Genomic DNA, 16,880 nt, shown 5'->3' on the forward strand with positions numbered 1-16,880 from the left:
GCGCTGATCGCGGGTAAAGCGCTCATTGCGCGACTCTGACCGCCTTGGTCGCAGCATTTTCTCCCGGCTGCCACTCCTGATAGGGGCCGTGAATGGCGGAGTAGATCTTGTCGAGCTGACCGGAGGCTCTGAGCCGCTCGATGGACTGGGTCAGGAAACGGTCGACCGCATCCCCTTTCGGCCCTTTGGGGATGATGAACACATCGTCGAACTCGCCAAAATAGACCCGATGGATATTGGTCAGCCCCATCTTGCGCAGGGTGAAATCCGCCTCCTCCTGCGCCCACAGAAAGGCATCGATGCGGCCCCGGCTCAGCTTGCCGAGGGATTGCTCGAGCGAGAGGGAGCGCTTGACCGAGAAGGGCCAGAAGTCGGTCACCCCCTCGATGAGCAGATCCCGCTTGGTGTACTCGTAGCCCAGCACCATGGCGGGAGTAATGGGCGCCGCACTGTTGCTGTAGAGCACGTGGGTCACCTTGCCAAAGGTCGCCGAGCTGAAGCGATAGGGCAGCATGGACTCGTCGATGTAGGGATTGCGCAGCGCCGGCAGGTTGAAGTCCGCCTCCCCCACCACCACGCTGCGGGTGGCACGGGACATGGGGTAGACCATCACGCTCACCTCCACCCCGTCATCCAGCCCGGCGATGGCCTTGACCAGGTCGACGAAGGGACCTGTGCCGTTGGAATCGATGAGCCCCGGCAACAAACCAAGATAGGCTGAAAAATGAGTCGGTCGGCCAGGTTCTGCCGCAGCCAGCCGCTCCTCGTCGACCCCCGTCATCCCCAGCAGCATGGCCAGCAGCATCAAGCCTGCCAGCACGCCCACCCTCAGATGCTTCATGATGCAACCCCTCACCACCCTGGCCGGCATGGCCCTGTTGATCAGAAGCATAGACTCGGCACAGAGTGTGTCGGACGAGTTGCAAATAAGATGTTAAAAAACACACCGAGATCAAGGTTTTGACACATCTGCGCGGTAACATGAAAAGGAATGGTGCGGGGGCAGGATGCCCGATGCGACCACCCTTGATGCAATGCGAGCCCTGAGAAGGATATGAGCATGTTGAAAAATACCGAACAACGTTATGGCAGCCTGAGCATAGGGCTGCACTGGTTGACCCTGCTGCTGATGATCGCCGTCTATGCGCTGATGGAGTTCAGGGACATCTTCCCCAAAGGGTCGGCTGGCCGCGACCTGATGAAGGAGTTTCACTTCATGGTGGGTCTGCTGATCCTGGCGCTGGTGGTGGTGCGCCTGCTGGTGCGCGCGGGTAGCCCCTCACCGCGCATCGTGCCCGAGCTCTCCCCCCTGATGCTCACGCTGGCCAAGCTCGCCCACCTGGCGCTCTATGGCTTCCTGATCCTCACCCCGCTGCTGGGCTGGCTGCTGCTGAGCGCGGGCGGCAAGCCCATCCCCTTCTTCGGCCTGGAGCTCCCCGCCCTCATCGCCCCCGACGACGGCCTGAAGGGCACCATCAAGGAGCTGCACGAGACGCTGGCCAACATTGGCTATGCCCTGATTGCCCTGCACGCGGCGGCAGCCATCTACCACCACCATGTGCTCAAGGACAACACCCTGACCAATATGCTGCCCGAACGGCGCAGTTGATCCCTTGCCAGCAAAGAGGGGCGTACTCGCCCCTCTTTTGATCAGGCCTGTTTGGCCACAACCTCGGCAGCATCGACAGCCTTGTTTTTACCTTCAGGCTGCAGTTGCTTGACGTTGCCCTTGCTCTCGCCCTTCTGCTCCTCCTGAGATTGGGACTGGCCGACAAACTGGCCTCCTTTGCGGATGGAGAGGCTCCCGCCCTTGAACAACCCCTTCATCTTGCCGTTTTCGAGGGTCTCTACCTCGCTCGAGGCACAAGTGCCATCCAGAGTGCCATTGATGATCACGTGAGCCGCGCTGACATCCCCTTCAATCCGGCCACCTTCCATGATGCGTACCGTCCCGCCGTTCAGCAGCAGCGTCCCGACGAACTGGCCATACACATCCAGATTGCCCTCCACCTGCAACTCGCCCTTGAAACGGGCCCCCTTGGCGATCACCGTGGTCGTGCTCCCCACCCCGACCACCTCAGACTCATTGCGCTTTCGTCCAAACATCTTGGTTTTCTCCACCATCAACAGCAGCACCATCAGTAGCAACGGCACTATGGGTAATTTGTAATATGCAGATCCCGCCACATAGAGCAGCAACGCCAGGCCCCAGCAGAACCAGATGAGATACAGCGCGTCACTGCGTGGCCGCATCGCGATGCGAGCCAGGATCCTTTCAGGCATCAATGTCATTGACCATTCCCTCTTGCGGGCAGATGGATGCAAGACCGGGGTCAACCCCTCACTCTCGTTTCCCGCGATACGCGGGCATGGACCTAGCTCAAGCGACCAGATTGCCGAAACACTGAAACAAAAAAGCCCCGCCAGAAGGCGGGGCCGCGATTAATCAGCAAACCTAAGCAGGATTCAGGGCAACACCACCCGGCTTTCGCCTCCGCCGAGGGCCTCCACCCGCACCTGCACGCCGATCCGCTCCACCAGGGTCTGCACGTGGGAGATGACCCCGATCTGGCGGCCGGCCGCCTGCAGGGAATCAAGGCTTGAGAGCGCCAGATCCAGGCTGTCGGGATCCAGGGTGCCGAAGCCCTCGTCGATGAACAGCGATTCGACCTGGGTCTGACGCGACGACAGGCTGGAGAGGGCCAGCGCCAGCGCCAGCGACACCAGGAAGCTTTCGCCACCGGAGAGAGAGTCCACCGAGCGCACCTCATCCCCCATGTCGAGATCCACCACCTGCAGCGCCAGATCGGTGCCGGGCACCCGCTCCAGTCGATAGCGAGGGGAGAGCTCGGCAAGCTGGGCGTTGGCCTCCAGCAGCAACCGCTCCAGGGTGAGGCTCTGGGCGAAGGTACGCAGCTTGGCGCCGCTGGCCGAACCGATAAGGTCGGAAAGCCGCTGCCAGTGATCCGCCACCGCCTGCTGGGCGGCCAGCTCCTCCTGCAAGGTGCCCGCCTTGAGGGCCGCCGCCTCTGCCTGGGCCAGCGTGCTCTTGCACTGGAACAGCTGCTCGTCGAGGGCACGGCAGTGTGCCTCCAGCGCCGTCAGCCGGCTGGCGAGTTCCGGCGGCGTCAACGCGGCCAGCTCGGGGTGATGCTCGCGGTAACGATCCCGCTTGCTCTCCTCCAGCGCCAGCGCCCGCTGCCGCTCGGTCAAACGGGTACGCGCCTCGGCGCGGGCATCCTCCAGCGCCTGCAAGGCGGCGCGTCGCGCCTTGAGCTCATCCGGGCTCATGGCCAGCAGGCGGCGCAGGTCGTATTCGGCGATGCCGAGGCTGCTGGCGTGGGCAGCCCAGCGCCCCAGCACCTCCCGCCGCCGCCGGCTGCTCACCTGCTTCTCCTGCTCCAGATGGCTGAGACGGGTCTTGAGCTCGGTCTGGCGCTCACGCAGAGCGCGGGCCGCCCCCTGCATCATCTCCAGCTCGCTGGCCAGCTGCTGCAGCCGCTGCTGCCAGCGGCTTTCGACCAGGGTAATTTCCTCGCCCCCCAGACAGGTGCCGCGGCTGGTGACCAGCCCCTGCCGTTGCTGTTCATGCTCCTTGTAGTCGCGCTCGAGCTTGTGCAGCAGCTCGCGCTGGGTCTGCAGGCGCGCCTCCTGGGCGCTCAGGGCCGGGGTGAGGCTGGCAATCTCGCCGGTCAGCCTCTCCCACTCGCTCTGGCCGTGCAGCCAGGCCTCGCAGGCCCGCTGCCACTCGCGCCACTGCTGGCTGCCCAGCCATTGACGCCAGGGCTGGCCTCCCATCTGCTCGTCGAGCCGGCTGCCCCCCTGCTCAAGGCGCTGGCGCAGGGTCGCTTCCTGCTCGCCCATCCCCTTCACCTCCCCTTCCAGGGCGATGCGCTGGCGGTCGGCCTCCTGCCACTGCTGCTCGAACTGCTGGTGCTGGCTGGCCAGCTGGCTCAGCTGCTGGCGCACGGCCTGCAACTGCTGCTGCCCCTGCTGGGCCTCGCGCAGCTGCTGCTGGCTGCGGGCCAGCCCCTGCTCCAGACTCTGGCCGCGGCCGAGCAGGGTACCCATCAATTCGTTCCACTCGATCGTGCTCTGACGTAGCGGCAACGGATGGCCCAGCAGTTCGGTACCGCCGAGCTGCTGCCAGCGCTGGGTCAGCTGCTCGGCACGCGTCTCCAGCTCAGGCAGATGTTGCTGGCGCACCGCCAGCTGGCGGGCCAGCTCCTGGCGCTCGCTCTCGCACTGAATGTATTGGTGATTGAGCCGCTCCCACTCGAGCTCGAGGCTGCGGACACGCTCCGCCAGCTGCCCCAGAATACCCGCCACCTGTGGCTGGCTCTGGTGATAGGGGTGCTCCTCGGCGCCGCAGAGCGGGCAAGGTTCACCGTCGCGCAGAATGTGGCGATGCTGCTCGAAACTGGCGATGGCGCGGGACTGCTCCAGCGCGTGACGCGCCTCGTCCCGTTGCAGGGCGAGCCGCTCGCGGGCCGGCGTCAGCTCGTCGCCGAGGATGGCCAGCTTGCCGAGCGCCTGCTCCAGCTGGGCGATCTCCTGCTGCAGGCGACCATGCTGCTCGCCGTGATTGCGGCCATAGTCGGCCAGCTCCAGCAGCTGGCGCAACTGGCCCAGCTGCTCGGCCTGCCCTTGCCACTGCTCCTGCGCCTTGGCCAGACGCCCCTCCCACTGCTGCTCCTGCAGCTCGTGCTGTTGCTGCTGCAGCCGCGCCTGCTCGTGCTGCCAGTAGTCGCGCTCCTGCTGCCCCTGCTCCAGCTGGTGCTGCAACTGCCTGAGGGCGCGCAGCTTGTGTTCACGCAGGGTAAGCAGCTGCTGCAGCCTGTCGGCATCCTCGGCCCAATCCTGCATGGCGGTGAGCAGGGGCTGCCACTGGCGGGCCACCGGCGCCAGCTCCTTGTGCTCCTCAAGCCAGGCCCCCCACTGCTGGTGCTGGACCTTGAGCTGGTCCACCTGCTGGCGCTGCTGGCGCCAGCCCTGCTCCAGGGTGAGCTGCACCTCCCGCTCCTGCACCCCCTCCTGCTGGATCTTCTGCAATTGCTGCTGCTTTTCCCGAATGCGGGTGTCGAGTTCCTGCGCCCGTTTGAGTTCGGGTTGCAGGGCGCCCCACTCGCGCTCGGCGGCGATCTTCTCCGCCAGCAGTTGCTGTTCGGTGAGGGCGCTCTGCTGGGTCTGCTCCTCCAGCTTGCCAAGTTCGGGACCAAGCTCGGCCAGCGCCTTCTCCTGCTGCTGCACCTCCAGGGTGAGGCGGGCCAGCTCGTCGTGATCGGCGCGGGCCACCTGGGCCTGCTCGGCGCGGGCGAACTCCTCCCGCTCGGGGGCGGCCGCACCGTGGGCCGCCTCGGCCGCGGCAAGGGCCGCCTCTCCCTCCTGACAGGCCTGCAACTGGGCGGCGATGCGGCCGTTGAGATCGCGCAAGTCCTGCATCAGCTGCTGTTGCTGCTGCTCGTGCTTGAGGCTGGTAGCGAGGCTCACCTGCTGACTCACCCACTGCTCGCGGGTCGCCTCGTCCATCAGCGCCACGTCGCCGAGCCGCTGGCCGATGGCGGCCAGTTTCTGCTGCTCCTCCCGCGCCCGTTCATGGGTCTGAATCGAGATGGCGGAGTAGAGCTCGGTGCCGGTCATCCGTTCGAGCAGGGCCGAACGCTCGTCGGCGCTCGACTTGAGGAAGGCGGCAAACTCCCCCTGCGGCAGGATGACGGCGCGGCGAAACTGCTCCCAGGAGAGCCCTACCAGCTCGTCGATGCGATCCTGCAGCTCCCGCTTGCTGCCACTGAACACCTGACCCGACACCACGTCGGTCAGGCTGCGCTCCTGGGCCTGAAAGCGCCCCTCGGCGCGGTTGCGGGCCCGGCGCACCGCCCAGCGGGCCAGCCAGATGCGGCCGTCACAGCCGCGAAACTGCACCTCGGCGAAACCGCTGGCATGGCCGCGGCTGAGGATGCCGCGCACGTCGTTGGCCTTGAGCTTCTCCTCGTCGTCCATGCGGCCCACTTCGGCCACGTTCTTGCGATTGGCGATAAAGCGCGGCATCTCGTCGTAGAGTGCCAGACAGATGGCATCGAGCAGGGTACTCTTGCCGGCGCCGGTATTGCCGGTGATGGCAAACAGGCCGGCGGCCCCCAGGGCGCCACCAGCAAAATCGATGGTGAATTGACCGGTCAGGCTGGCAAGGTTCTCACCACTCAAAGAGAGGATCTTCATACGCCACACGCCTCCATCCATACCGACCCGATATCGCGCATGCTCTTGCCCCCATCAGCCCGGGTATTGCCGGTGATGGCAAACAGGCCGGAAATCCCTAGGGCGCCACCGGCAAAGTCGATGGTAAAGGGGCCGGTCAGGCTGGCCAGATTCTCCCCTGACAGCGACAAGATTTTCATTGGCTAGACTCCTTCACCTGCTCCAGAATCTCTTCAAACGACGCCACCAGCTCGGCCTCCGGCTCCCCGTCGAACTGACGCTGATAGCAGAGGCGAAACACCTCGGTGGGGGAGAGCTCATCGAGCCGGCGCTGGCCGGCACCATCCGCCAGCCCCTGGCCCGAGCCCTGATAACTGGTCGTGATGCGGGCAAGGCGCACCGGCTTGTCACCGATGGCGGCCAGCACGCGCTCGCGGATGCGGGCCTCGGGTTTGGGCAACAGCAGCCGCACCTCGAGGAAGGGCTGGGCCTGCTGCGGGCAAGCGGGCAGCGCCAGCGCCTCGATGGCCTGGAGCGCCTCGTCGAGGCCGCTCTGGGGCAGCCGGATCATCTCCACCGCGCGGGGCACCGGGATCCGCTCAAGCCGGGCCAGCTTGCCCCCCTCAAACGTCACCTCCAGCACCTGATGGTTGTAGTTCGCCTCGGCCAGCGAGAGCGGCAGCGGCGAGCCGCTGTAGTGCACCCCCTCGGCCGGGCTCTGGGCCAGGTGCAGATGGCCCAGCGCCGTGTAGTCGGCGGCGGCAAATAGCTCGGCGGGCAGGGCATGCTGGTTGCCGCCGAGCACCCGCCGCTCGGAGAGCTCGGAGAGCTGGCCCGCCGCCAGATAGGCGTGGCCCATGGCGATGAGCGCCTGATCCGGATGGCAGCGCGCACGCCCCTCGCTCAGCACCGCCTCATAGACCTGGCGTACCCCTTCGATCAGTCTGTCCTGTCCCTCGCTGAGCCCGTCGGGGCGCAGATCGCTGCTGCGCAGAAACGGCACGGCGGCGCACCAGGCGGCCACCTCGCCATCCTTGCCTCGCAGCGGCACCAGCAGACGCTCGGTCTCGAGCCGCCCCTCGTCGTCCCGGCTGATGCTGCCCACCAGATGCAGGTCGAAGGCGCGCAGCAGCTCGTGGGGGGCATCCAGCTTGGAGGGGGAATCGTGGTTGCCGCCGATCAGCACCATCTCCAGTGCCGGGTGCTCGGCGCGCAGCCGCGCCAGAAAACGGTAGAGTTGCTGCCAGGCGCTGGCGGGAGGATTGGCGGTATCGAACAGGTCGCCCGCCACCAGCAGGGCGTCGATGTCGCGGCGCTTGATGGTGTCGGCCAGCCAGTCGAGAAAGGCGTCGTGTTCAAAACGGCGATCGTGGCCATGGAGTTGATGGCCAAGATGCCAGTCGGCGGTATGCAGGATCTTCATGAAAAACGGCTCGTATGGAGGAGGTGTCAGCGGCACCCGATGCAGACAAGATGAGGATATGCCTCCCCTTTTTCAAGCCATACCCGGCGCGGCCGGCAGATTCAGGCGGGTTCGCAGCACATCTGGTACTGGGGATGACCGGTGAGGGGATCGGCCACCTCCCCCTCGATCACGAAACCGTGGCGACGATAGAAGCGCACCGCCAGATCGTTTTCCACGAACACCCGCGCATGCAGTCGGGCCCCCTTGGATTTGGCCTCCTGCAGCAGGGCATGGCCCACCCCCCGCCCCTGGCGGTCGGGGCGCACGAACAGGGCCGCCAGGTAATCATCCACCAGCGCCATGAAACCGAGCAGCTCGCCGCGCTCCTCGAACACCCAGATGCGGGCGTGATCGAGATAGCGGGTGCGCAGATCTTCCTGGGCCTGCCACCAGCAGGAGGCATCGACAAAGTCGTGAGCCTGCAGGGAGGCCAGCAACCAGATTTCAACGATCTCGTCCATGTCGTCGGACCGACTCGCCCTCAGCATATTGGTATCCTTGTTAACAACCTGAACATCCGCAGTCTAGGGGAGTTTGATGACGGCTTTGGGGACGAATATGACTCCCTGTGAAGTCGATCGCCCTTTATTTAACAAGAATGATTGGCTGATCACAAAGCGCCTCTCTAGTACAATGCCCGCCGGACAATCTATGAGACCGAGGACGCCATGTGGTTTAAAAACCTGCAGATTTATCGCTTTACCCGCCCCTTCGAGCTGACCGTCGAGCAGCTGGAAACCCAGCTGGAAGCCTGTGCCTTCACCCCGTGCGGCAGCCAGGACATCTCCCGGTTCGGGTGGGTCAAGCCCCTTGGCAAATTCGGCTCCACCCTGACCCACTCCGCCGCCGGCCACATCCTCATCTGTGCCCGCAAGGAAGAGAAGATGCTGCCCGGCACCGTGGTCAAGGAGATGCTGGCGGAGAAGGTAGAAGCGATCGAGTTCGAGCAGGGCCGCGCCCTCAAGAAGAAAGAGAAGGAAGCGCTCAAGGAGGAGATCCTCCACACCTTGCTGCCACGCGCCTTCAGCCGCACCAGCCAGACCTTCGCCTGGATCAATCCGGCCGACAACCTGATGGTGGTGGACGCGGGATCCGCCAAGAAGGCGGATGACCTGCTGGCCCTGCTGCGCAAATCCATCGGCACCCTGCCGGTGGTGCCGGTGGCCCTCAAGAACCCGCCCGAGATCACCATGACCGAGTGGCTGAACGAGGGCAACCTGCCCGCCTCCTTCACCCTGGAGGACGAGGCCGAGCTGCGCAGCGCCATGGAGCACGGCGGCATCATCCGCTGCAAGCAGCAGGATCTGATGACGGACGAGATCAAGAACCACCTGGCCAACGACAAGCTGGTCACCAAGCTGGCCCTCAACTGGGGCGAAACCCTGAGCTTCGTGCTGGGGGACGATCTCTCCATCAAGCGCCTGAAATTCAGCGAAGAGCTGCGCGAGCAGAACGACGATGTCACCAGCGAAGATCCGGCCGCCCGTCTGGATGCCGACTTCGCCCTGGTCACCGCCGAGCTGGCCCAGTTCATCCCGGCCCTGTTTGCCGCTCTGGGCGGTGAAGAGCAGTCCATCTAAGCGAATTGGCTCAGCCTGATTGCAAAAAACCGCCTCCGGGCGGTTTTTTTATGGGCGTACGCCTGGCGTGACTTGTTGATAGATGAGTAACTTGTTGATCTGATTCAACAACTTGAGTCATTAGCGCCAATCGTGACATAGTCGCCCTTCATGCTCATAAAACAGACAAGGAGAGTGTCATGTTGCGCAAACCACTGGGGCTGGCCATCGCCCTCGCTCTGCTGGCCGGCTGCGCCGCTCAGCAGAGCCTGCAAGCGCCCCCCGCCCACACCCTGATCGCGCCGGAGGCCGCCAGCGGCTGGCAGGACAAGCAGGGCTGGCAAGGCCGCGACTTCATGGTGGCCGCCGCCAACCCGCTGGCGGTGGAGGCAGGCTACCAGATGATCCAGGCCGGCGGCAGCGCGGTGGACGCCGCCATCGCGGTGCAGCTGGTGTTGACCCTGGTGGAGCCGCAATCCTCCGGCATCGGCGGCGGCTCCCTCATGCTGGTGTGGGATGGCCAGAAAGTTGCGGCGGTGGATGGCCGCGAGACGGCCCCCGCCGCCGCCACCGATCAGCTGTTCATGAAGGATGGCAAGCCGATGGCCTTCTACGACGGCGTGGTGGGCGGGCGCTCGGTGGGCGCCCCCGGCACGGTGCGGGCGCTGGCGCTGGCCCACCAGCGTTACGGCAAGCTGCCCTGGGCTGCGCTGTTCGAGCCCGCCATCACCCTCGCGGAGCAGGGATTCGTGATAAGCCCGCGGCTGGCCGCGCTGCTGGCCAAGGATCCCTATCTTGCCAAGGACCCGGACGCGCGGGCCTACTTCTATCAGGCCGACGGCAGCCCCAAGCCGGCGGGCAGCAGACTGACCAACCCGGCGCTGGCCAAGGTGCTGCGTACCCTGGCAAGCCAGGGGCCGGACGCCTTCTATCGCGGCCCGCTGGCCGAGGCCATGGTGGCCAAGGTGCACGCCCACCCGACCAACCCCGGGGTGCTGAGCGCGGTCGATCTCGCCAGCTACCGCGCCAAGCTGCGCGATGGCCTCTGCTTTGACTATCGCCAGAGCCGGGTGTGCGGCTTCCCGGCCCCCTCGTCCGGCACCCTCGCCCTCGGCCAGATCTTCGGCATGCTGGAGAGTCGCGACATGGCGGCCCTCAAACCGGTGCAAGGGGAGCAGGGCCAGCCGGCCGCCTCCGCCGAAGCGATCCATCTCTACAGCGAGGCGGCGCGGCTCGCCTTTGCCGATCGCAACCAGTACGTGGCGGACAGCGACTATGTGGCGATCCCCGTCAGCGGCCTGCTCGACAAGCACTATCTGGCCCGGCGCGGCGCCCTCATCGGCGAGCGCTCCATGGGCCTGGCCAAAGCGGGCACCCCGCCGCTGGCGCCGGCTCGCGGCCAGGATGCCACCCCGGAACTCCCCTCCACCAGCCACGTCTCCATCGTCGACAAAGCGGGGATGGCGGTCTCCATGACCAGCTCCATCGAAGACGGCTTCGGCTCGCGGCTGATGGTCAACGGCTACCTGCTCAACAACCAGCTCACCGACTTCTCCTTCACCTCACTGGACGCCGCCGGGCTGCCGGTGGCCAACCGGGTGGAGCCGGGCAAGCGGCCGCGCTCCTCCATGTCCCCCCTGCTGGTGTTTGACAAGAGCAGCGGCGAGCTGGAGATGAGCCTGGGCTCGCCGGGGGGCTCCGCCATCATCAACTACGTGGGCAAGACGTTGCTGGGCACCCAGGATTGGGGGCTCAACCTGCAGCAGGCGATCAATCTGCCCAACTTCGGCAGTCGCAACGGCCCCACCGAGCTGGAGGCGGGCCGCACCCCGGCCGCGGTGGTCGAGGCGCTCAAGGCGAAGGGGCACGAGGTGGTGCTGAGCGAGCAGACCTCGGGCCTGCAGGGCGTGCAGCGCAACGCCGATGGCTGGCTTGGCGCCGCCGATCCGCGCCGGGAGGGGATCGCCAAGGGCCAGTGAGCTCGGCTACATCTGCACTCGGAACCCCACGCAGTGAAGCGGCCGACCGGCCGCTTTTTTGTGCTCCTCCCTCCTCCAGCTGCGACCAGAAAAACCATCACCGATTGATTACTGTTGCCAGCCTGACCGCCAGAGAAGCGCGCTTTCACCTCAAAACAGCCACTTATACAGTTTTAATCGCAAATTAAGTCTTAAATGTGGATAAATATTGTTTTTCTACCAAAAACGTATTATTTTTCAACAGAAACGGCAACTGTTGTCCCCCAGACACACCCTCTGTGCATGCGGCCAGCATCTGTCTCTTTCGCCCCCTGCTCATTGACAGCTGCCCTCTTCGCCCGCGCGGTGATCTGGTAGCCCCCTGACTGCCATTAGCGAGGTGACGACATGGACCACTCCCTTCCCCTGATTACCACTCTGGTCGGCGGCTTCGTGCTGGCCTACATCCTCGGCATGTTTGCCCAGCGCCTCAAGATCTCCCCCATGGTGGGTTATCTGGCGGCCGGGGTGATCTCGGGCCCCTTCACCCCGGGTTATGTGGCCGACATGAAGCTGGTGCCCGAGCTGGCGGAGCTGGGGGTGATCCTGCTGATGTTCGGGGTGGGGCTGCACTTCTCCTTCCGCGATCTGATGTCGGTGAAACGGATCGCCATCCCTGGCGCCATTGCCCAGATCGCGGTCGCCACCCTGCTCGGCATGGGGCTCTCCTCCCTGCTGGGCTGGGATCCGGTCGCCGGCCTGATGTTCGGCCTCGCCCTCTCCACCGCCAGTACCGTGGTGCTGCTGCGGGCGCTGGAGAGCCGCCAGAATCTGGAAACCCTGCAGGGGCGCATCGCCATCGGCTGGCTCATCGTCGAGGATCTGGTGATGGTGCTGGCGCTGGTGATGCTGCCGATCATCGCCGACATCCAGTTTGGCGAGCAGACCCTGAGCTGGCAGAGCATAGCGCTGGATCTGGGCTGGACCCTCGGCAAGGTGAGCCTGTTCGTGGCGCTGATGATGGTGGTGGGCAGCCGCTTCATCCCCTGGCTGCTGGCCCACACCGCCAGCACCGGCTCGCGTGAGCTGTTCACCCTGGCGGTGCTGACCTGCTCGCTCGGCATCGCCTTCGGCGCGGTCAAGCTGTTCGGCGTCTCCTTCGCCCTCGGCGCCTTCTTCACCGGCATCGTCATGAACCGCTCCGAGCTGAGCCACCGCGCCGCCAACAACACCCTGCCGCTGCAGGACGCCTTCGCCGTGCTGTTCTTCGTCTCGGTGGGCATGCTGTTCAACCCGGCGGTGCTGCTGACCGAACCGCTGGCGGTGCTGGCCACCCTGTTCATCATCATGTTCGGCAAGTCGGCGGCGGCCTACGCCATCGTGCGACTGTTCCGCTACAGCCGGCGCACCGCCCTCACCATCTCCGCCAGCCTGGCCCAGATCGGCGAGTTCTCCTTCATCCTCATCGGGCTGGCCATCGTGCTCAAGCTGGTGCCGGAAGGCGCCCGTGACCTGATCCTGGTGGGTGCCAGCCTCTCCATCATGCTCAACCCGCTGGTGTTCAACGCCGTCGAGCGCTACCTGGAGAAACACCCGGACGCCGACAACGCCAAGGTGCTGGCCGAGTGCAAATGCCCGGCGGTGGAGATGAAGGCCCACACCATACTGGTGGGCTATGGCCGGGTCGGCCGCCTGCTGGTGAACGGCCTGCAGCAGGCCGGGCGCGAGCTGGTGGTGATCGAGCAGGATCCGCACCGGCTGGAGAGCCTGCGCCAGGCCGACATTCCCCACGTCAACGGTAACGTGGCCGATGACGAGGTGCTGTGCCGCGCCGCCATCACCGACGCCAGCTGGCTGCTGGTGGCCATCCCCAACAGCTTCGAGGCCGGTGAGGCCATCGCCCAGGCCAAGCTCATCAACCCGACGATCAGGGTGATCGCCCGTGCCCACAGCGACGACGAGGTGAGCTTCCTCACCAAGCAGGGGGCGGACAAGGTGATCATGGGCGAGCGCGAGATAGCCCTCGGCATGCTGGCCCAGGCCACCGCATAAACCGCCATTCAGTGAACCAGAGGGGCCTTGGCCCCTCTTTTTATGCCTCTTTTTACACCCGCGCTTCTTGGTGCCCGCGAGCCTCCCCACCCATGCCCGCCAGTGTCTCACGGCGATATGGCACAATTTGACTCCCTTTGTCAGCCCCCCAGGTCAGGGCGGCGTGCCGCCTCTGCGGCGGGCACGCTGCGCAGCTTCCCCTCGCCAGCACAAAGCTCCAGCGGTTACCCCCAGCGGGGCACAGTAGACAGCAGATCCTGCAGCGGCCCCCACCGGACGGGGGTAGGGTCGCGCCAGATGGGCAAATTCGCCGGTCAGCCACCTTGGCTAGACTGGGCCAGTCGTCTTATGACACCCACTTGGCACACATGCCTGCAACTCACTCTGGAAGGATCCGCTATGAAACCCTTGTTGACCGCCCTCTTGCTCCCCCTGCTGCCCCTCGCCGTACAGGCCGCCGAGCCCGTCTGGATCACGGTCGGTGCCGACAGCGGCGTCGAACTCAAACAGGTCAAGGCCAAGCTGGCCCCCCTGTTCAGCGCCAGCGGCGCCCCGGTTCAGCTGGCCCAGGTCGAGGCGAGCGAGCTCGGCACCCTCTCCCACCTGATGCACGAAGGGCACCAGCGCTGCGGCGGCTATGTGGTGCACAGCACCCTGGCCGACGCCCTGCAGAGCATGGCCCAGCCCATCAGCCAGAACCTGTTCAGCGCCCCGCCGCTGACCCAGGGGGCCAGCGTCAACCGGCTGCTGCCCTATCTGGATCAGGGCAACATAGTCGGCACCATCAGCCAGCTCGCCAGCTGGCGCAACCGCTACTACACCACCACCACAGGGGTGCAGTCGGCGGACTGGGTGGCCGGCCAGTGGCAGACCCTGAGCGCCACCCTGCCCTGGGCCAGCGTCAGCCGGGTCAAGCACAGCGGCTATCCGCAACAATCCGTGGTGCTGACCCTCAAGGGCAGCCGCTACCCGGACGAAGTGGTGGTGCTCGGCGGCCACCTCGACTCCACCGCCGGCTCGGCTCCCAACAGCCGCACCCTGGCCCCCGGCGCCGATGACGATGCCTCCGGCATCGCCACCCTGACCGAGGTGCTGCGGGTCATCGCCGAGCAGGGCCGCCAGCCGGAGCGCACCCTGCAGTTCATCGGCTATGCGGCGGAAGAGGTGGGGCTGCGTGGCTCCAAGGATATCGCCACCCGCTACAAGGCGGCCAACACCAAGGTGCTGGCGGCGCTGCAGCTGGACATGACCAACTATCAGGGCTCGGCGGAAGATATCGTCTTCATGACCGACTACACCGATAAGGGGCTGACCGGCTATCTGGCCCAGCTGCTCGACGCCTATCTGCCCCAGATCCGCTATGGCTATGACAGATGTGGCTACGGCTGCTCGGATCACGCCTCCTGGCACAATCAGGGCTACCCGGCCGCCATGCCGTTCGAGTCGCGCTTCAACGACTACAACCCCAACATCCACACCGCCCAGGACACCTTGCAAAACTCGGATCCCTCGGCTGCCCATGCCCTCAAGTTCGCCCAGCTGGCCACCAGCTTCGCCATCGAGATGGGCAAGATAAACTGAGCCGCCAAGGCGAGGTGACACACCTAAAACAAGAGGGAGGCCAGGCCTCCCTCTTTTCGTCTCTGCATCTGCCACTCAGGGCTGTCGATGCGCCCCGTCAAGCAGGGGATTCGGGCGCGGCCAGCCTTGCTGCGCGCGGGCCGTGGCGGCCTGGGTCTGGTGCATTTCAAGGCGCTCGAAGGTGCGCAGCGCGCCATCGCGGGGAGCGGGATCCGCCGGCCAGCAGCTGGCGGGCAGCGCCTGCACGCCCAGCAGGGCAACGGACAACAGCAACAGATAAGGGGCCATCTTGCAGCACTCCGGTGGCAGCAGAGTGTCTATTCTTGTCGAGGACCGATGACGGCTTGATGACGGGATGGGATCGTCATTTTACAACATCTGACGAGGCGGGCCGGCGCCGAGATACATATGGCGACATTTATGCCAAATCTGCGCGGACCAGTTAATTTATGCCCTAAAAAGTAGCCAAGAGGAAAACGTTATCCCTGAAAAGAAAACGTTATCTGGTCAAAACGTTGTTTCTGGATCATAAAAAGTATCCAAAAACTGGTGTATATTGCACGGCGGAAACTCCTTAACCATGAAGACTGACATGAAAAAGACCAAAATCGTCTGCACCATCGGTCCCAAGACCGAATCCAAAGAAATGCTGGCCAAGATGCTGGACGCCGGCATGAACGTCATGCGCCTGAACTTCTCCCACGGCGACTACGCCGAGCACGGTGGTCGCATCAGCAACCTGCGCGCTGTCATGGCCGAAACCGGCAAGCACGCAGCCATTCTGCTGGACACCAAGGGTCCGGAAATCCGTACCATCAAGCTGGAAGGCGGCAACGACGTTGCCCTGGTCGCTGGCCAGACCTTCACCTTCACCACCGACCAGACCGTGGTTGGCAACAAAGACAAAGTAGCCGTGACCTATGCCGGTTTCGCCAACGACCTGCGCGTCGGCAACCGCATCCTGGTTGACGATGGCCTGATCGGTCTGGACGTCATCGAGATCACCGAGCGCGAAGTCATCTGTAAAGTACTGAACAACGGCGATCTGGGCGAGAACAAGGGCATCAACCTGCCGGGCGTCTCCATCAAGCTGCCGGCCCTGGCCGAGAAAGACAAGCGCGACCTGATTTTCGGTTGCGAGCAAGGCGTTGATTTCGTTGCCGCCTCCTTCATTCGCAAGAAAGAAGACGTGCTGGAAATCCGTGAGCACCTGAAAGCCCACGGTGGCGAGAACATCCAGATCATCTCCAAGATCGAAAACCAGGAAGGCCTGGACAACTTCGACGAGATCCTGGCAGTCTCCGACGGCATCATGGTTGCTCGTGGCGACATGGGTGTCGAAATTCCGGTTGAAGAAGTTATCTTCGCCCAGAAGATGATCATCGAGAAGTGCAACAAAGCCCGCAAAGTGGTCATCACCGCCACCCAGATGCTGGACTCCATGATCAAGAACCCGCGTCCGACCCGCGCCGAAGCCGGCGACGTGGCCAACGCCATCCTGGACGGTACCGACGCAGTCATGCTGTCCGGTGAGTCCGCCAAGGGCAAATACCCGCTGGAAGCCGTGACCATCATGGCCACCATCTGCGAGCGTACCGATGCCGTGATGCCGTCCAACCTGTCTGCTGCCAACGACAGCAACAAGCTGCGCATCACCGAAGCGGTATGTAAAGGCGCGGTAGAGACCTCCGAGAAGCTGGACGCCCCGCTGATCGTGGTTGCCACCGAAGGCGGCAAGTCTGCCAAGGCCATCCGCAAGTACTTCCCGAAAGCCTGGATCCTGGCCATCACCACCAACAAGAAGACCGCTGCCCAGCTGGTACTGACCAAGGGTGTGGTTGCTCACGTGGTTGACAGCATCGCCTCCACCGACGATTTCTATCGCATCGGTAAAGAAGCGGCGCTGGCCAGCGGCATGGGTCTGAAGGGTGACGTGGTTGTCATGGTCTCCGGTGCCCTGGTACCGAGCGGCACCACCAACACCGCTTCTGTTCACGTTCTTTAATCGGAACTGAACAAGCTGAAAACGGCGCCTGCGGGCGCCGTTTTTTTTATCTGCCCCCCTGC

At 64.5% G+C, this 16,880-nt stretch carries 13 protein-coding genes; 6 read left to right on the forward strand and 7 right to left on the reverse strand.

The window, feature by feature from the left end:
• Positions 1-22: 22 nt before the first annotated feature.
• On the reverse strand, positions 23-841 hold the full coding sequence (locus ACPW75_RS13295) for an ABC transporter substrate-binding protein (RefSeq protein WP_077096382.1): 819 nt from the start codon (positions 839-841) through the stop codon (positions 23-25).
• Positions 842-1,060: 219 nt separating this feature from the next.
• Here ACPW75_RS13295 and ACPW75_RS13300 point away from each other — a divergent pair, with 219 nt between their 5' ends.
• Positions 1,061-1,609: a cytochrome b gene (locus tag ACPW75_RS13300; RefSeq protein WP_039215989.1), complete on the forward strand. Its 549-nt coding sequence runs from the start codon at positions 1,061-1,063 to the stop codon at positions 1,607-1,609.
• Between the two features lie 41 nt (positions 1,610-1,650).
• On the opposite strand, the gene ACPW75_RS13305 is transcribed toward ACPW75_RS13300, so the two are convergent.
• The 5 genes from ACPW75_RS13305 to ACPW75_RS13325 all read right to left on the reverse strand — a co-directional run bounded on the left by ACPW75_RS13305 (position 1,651) and on the right by ACPW75_RS13325 (position 8,151).
• Complete coding sequence (locus tag ACPW75_RS13305) at positions 1,651-2,292, reverse strand: bactofilin family protein (protein WP_077096383.1); 642 nt, start codon at positions 2,290-2,292, stop codon at positions 1,651-1,653.
• A 174-nt stretch (positions 2,293-2,466) separates the two neighbouring features.
• The gene (locus ACPW75_RS13310; protein ID WP_077096384.1) at positions 2,467-6,219 is read right to left on the reverse strand and encodes an AAA family ATPase; all 3,753 of its coding nucleotides are present in this window, start codon (positions 6,217-6,219) and stop codon (positions 2,467-2,469) included.
• Positions 6,216-6,398 (reverse strand): exonuclease SbcC, encoded by a 183-nt coding sequence (locus ACPW75_RS13315; RefSeq protein WP_077096385.1) that lies wholly within the window; start codon positions 6,396-6,398, stop codon positions 6,216-6,218. The genes ACPW75_RS13310 and ACPW75_RS13315 overlap by 4 nt, the downstream gene beginning before the upstream one ends.
• Positions 6,395-7,621 (reverse strand): exonuclease SbcCD subunit D C-terminal domain-containing protein, encoded by a 1,227-nt coding sequence (locus ACPW75_RS13320; RefSeq protein WP_077096386.1) that lies wholly within the window; start codon positions 7,619-7,621, stop codon positions 6,395-6,397. Before ACPW75_RS13320 ends, ACPW75_RS13315 begins: the two co-directional genes overlap by 4 nt.
• 101 nt (positions 7,622-7,722) lie before the next feature.
• Positions 7,723-8,151, reverse strand: coding sequence for a GNAT family N-acetyltransferase (locus ACPW75_RS13325; RefSeq protein WP_011706840.1), 429 nt, complete (start codon positions 8,149-8,151; stop codon positions 7,723-7,725).
• Positions 8,152-8,331: 180 nt separating this feature from the next.
• Here ACPW75_RS13325 and rdgC point away from each other — a divergent pair, with 180 nt between their 5' ends.
• From rdgC to ACPW75_RS13345, 4 genes are all read left to right on the forward strand, one after another.
• Positions 8,332-9,243, forward strand: a complete 912-nt coding sequence (rdgC, locus tag ACPW75_RS13330; protein ID WP_011706841.1) for a recombination-associated protein RdgC — start codon at positions 8,332-8,334, stop codon at positions 9,241-9,243.
• A gap of 179 nt (positions 9,244-9,422) precedes the next feature.
• Positions 9,423-11,201 carry a gamma-glutamyltransferase gene (ggt, locus tag ACPW75_RS13335; protein ID WP_252410841.1) on the forward strand — a complete coding sequence of 593 codons (1,779 nt, stop codon included), beginning with the start codon at positions 9,423-9,425 and terminating at the stop codon, positions 11,199-11,201.
• A gap of 387 nt (positions 11,202-11,588) precedes the next feature.
• Positions 11,589-13,232, forward strand: a complete 1,644-nt coding sequence (gene ybaL / locus ACPW75_RS13340; protein WP_077096387.1) for a YbaL family putative K(+) efflux transporter — start codon at positions 11,589-11,591, stop codon at positions 13,230-13,232.
• Between the two features lie 399 nt (positions 13,233-13,631).
• On the forward strand, positions 13,632-14,813 hold the full coding sequence (locus ACPW75_RS13345) for a M28 family metallopeptidase (protein WP_179101544.1): 1,182 nt from the start codon (positions 13,632-13,634) through the stop codon (positions 14,811-14,813).
• A 75-nt stretch (positions 14,814-14,888) separates the two neighbouring features.
• On the opposite strand, the gene ACPW75_RS13350 is transcribed toward ACPW75_RS13345, so the two are convergent.
• Positions 14,889-15,101 (reverse strand): hypothetical protein, encoded by a 213-nt coding sequence (locus ACPW75_RS13350; RefSeq protein WP_077098206.1) that lies wholly within the window; start codon positions 15,099-15,101, stop codon positions 14,889-14,891.
• A 304-nt stretch (positions 15,102-15,405) separates the two neighbouring features.
• Between ACPW75_RS13350 and pykF the strand changes: the two genes are divergently transcribed.
• Positions 15,406-16,818 carry a pyruvate kinase PykF gene (gene pykF / locus ACPW75_RS13355; RefSeq protein WP_010633307.1) on the forward strand — a complete coding sequence of 471 codons (1,413 nt, stop codon included), beginning with the start codon at positions 15,406-15,408 and terminating at the stop codon, positions 16,816-16,818.
• The last annotated feature ends 62 nt before the right edge of the window (positions 16,819-16,880 follow it).

Source organism: Aeromonas sp. FL131 (assembly GCF_049860615.1).
In the GTDB taxonomy this organism is placed as follows: Bacteria; Pseudomonadota; Gammaproteobacteria; order Enterobacterales; family Aeromonadaceae; genus Aeromonas; species Aeromonas hydrophila.

Coding starts and splice junctions, on each gene's coding strand:
- ACPW75_RS13295 (WP_077096382.1), bottom strand. CDS start 841: ATGAAGCATCTGAGGGTGGGCGTGCTGGCAGGCTTGATGCTGCTGGCC.
- ACPW75_RS13300 (WP_039215989.1), top strand. CDS start 1,061: ATGTTGAAAAATACCGAACAACGTTATGGCAGCCTGAGCATAGGGCTG.
- ACPW75_RS13305 (WP_077096383.1), bottom strand. CDS start 2,292: ATGACATTGATGCCTGAAAGGATCCTGGCTCGCATCGCGATGCGGCCA.
- ACPW75_RS13310 (WP_077096384.1), bottom strand. CDS start 6,219: ATGAAGATCCTCTCTTTGAGTGGTGAGAACCTTGCCAGCCTGACCGGT.
- ACPW75_RS13315 (WP_077096385.1), bottom strand. CDS start 6,398: ATGAAAATCTTGTCGCTGTCAGGGGAGAATCTGGCCAGCCTGACCGGC.
- ACPW75_RS13320 (WP_077096386.1), bottom strand. CDS start 7,621: ATGAAGATCCTGCATACCGCCGACTGGCATCTTGGCCATCAACTCCAT.
- ACPW75_RS13325 (WP_011706840.1), bottom strand. CDS start 8,151: ATGCTGAGGGCGAGTCGGTCCGACGACATGGACGAGATCGTTGAAATC.
- rdgC (WP_011706841.1), top strand. CDS start 8,332: ATGTGGTTTAAAAACCTGCAGATTTATCGCTTTACCCGCCCCTTCGAG.
- ggt (WP_252410841.1), top strand. CDS start 9,423: ATGTTGCGCAAACCACTGGGGCTGGCCATCGCCCTCGCTCTGCTGGCC.
- ybaL (WP_077096387.1), top strand. CDS start 11,589: ATGGACCACTCCCTTCCCCTGATTACCACTCTGGTCGGCGGCTTCGTG.
- ACPW75_RS13345 (WP_179101544.1), top strand. CDS start 13,632: ATGAAACCCTTGTTGACCGCCCTCTTGCTCCCCCTGCTGCCCCTCGCC.
- ACPW75_RS13350 (WP_077098206.1), bottom strand. CDS start 15,101: ATGGCCCCTTATCTGTTGCTGTTGTCCGTTGCCCTGCTGGGCGTGCAG.
- pykF (WP_010633307.1), top strand. CDS start 15,406: ATGAAAAAGACCAAAATCGTCTGCACCATCGGTCCCAAGACCGAATCC.